This is a genomic window from Treponema endosymbiont of Eucomonympha sp., assembly GCF_001028545.1.
The window spans coordinates 1-977 of sequence record NZ_BBPW01000227.1; the positions used below are offsets into that span (position 1 = coordinate 1).

The window sequence follows — 977 nt, forward strand, 5'->3', positions numbered from 1 at the left end:
ATGCGCTTAAACTGCAAGAAAACGGTTTTAAGCTCAAAGAACAAGACAAAACTATCGAAGACTTAAAACAAAGACTGCAGGACGCGCAGAAACGTCGATTTCCCCGCGCCGTTTGCCCCGATGATTCCGTAGCAGTTCCCCGGCGTAAACTTCATGTTTACGTCCTTAAAGAGCGTCCGCTCGCCGAACTTGAGGCTCAAATCGCTGACTGTAATCATGCCTGCTCCTTGCGTATGACAATAGCGCCGTAAGTAGCGTGGGTTTTATTCAAGCTCCAACAGCGGGATATGCGGCAGCGCGGCGCCGCTCCCCTGCAAATCGCCGTACATGCCGGATATATTTTTGACAAAGCGCTCGATTTGCTTTTCGCGTTTTGCCCACGACTTCTCCATAGCGCGTTTTTCGGCGTCAAGGTCGCCCTGCATTTCCGCGTAGGACTCAAGGATAGCTTCGACTCGCTGCTTGAACTGCGTACCGGTAAGATAGGCGAACACCTGTTCCGCCTTATCCGCCTTGCCCTCGTTTGCCTGTTTGATAGCGGCGGCGGTCTTGAGGCTTTCCCGCAGCGCCGTTGCCAGCCCCAGCCGGTATTTTATGTCGGTAATCCAGACGCCGCTGTGATACCCGAAATGCTCGATATACGGCGGCAGCGCTTCGGACGAAAGCACGGCGAGCTCCGCCTTGCTTTCCCGCGTGTCCTCTTTCAGCTTGTCGAGCCAGCCGTCCGACCAGGTCTTTGTGCGCTTGAGTTCCCACAGGATTTTGCCCGCGGTTCTGCCGGAACTCAGGCGCACCGTTTGAATAATGTCTCCGCCTTTTTTCCCCTTTTTGACTTCTTCGACGGCGTCTTCAGGGAAAGCTTGCGCAAGCAGTGCCCCGGTGTCGAGTTCAAGGATTTCTCCCTGCAACTTCGTTGACCCTTGCTGCGCGCGTTTCTGCGCGTCCTGCATTCTTTGTTTTAATGCTTCGATTGTTTT

The 977-nt window shown here is 54.1% G+C and carries 1 protein-coding gene and 1 pseudogene; both read right to left on the reverse strand.

Features of this window, described 5'->3' with window-relative positions:
* Positions 1 to 77: 77 nt before the first annotated feature.
* Positions 78 to 218, reverse strand: a pseudogene (locus tag AWU74_RS10600) (ATP-binding cassette domain-containing protein); the annotation flags it as partial.
* A 45-nt stretch (positions 219 to 263) separates the two neighbouring features.
* Positions 264 to 977, reverse strand: a 714-nt coding sequence (locus AWU74_RS06150) for a DUF2130 domain-containing protein (RefSeq protein WP_162504929.1), incomplete at its 5' end; no start/stop codon positions are given.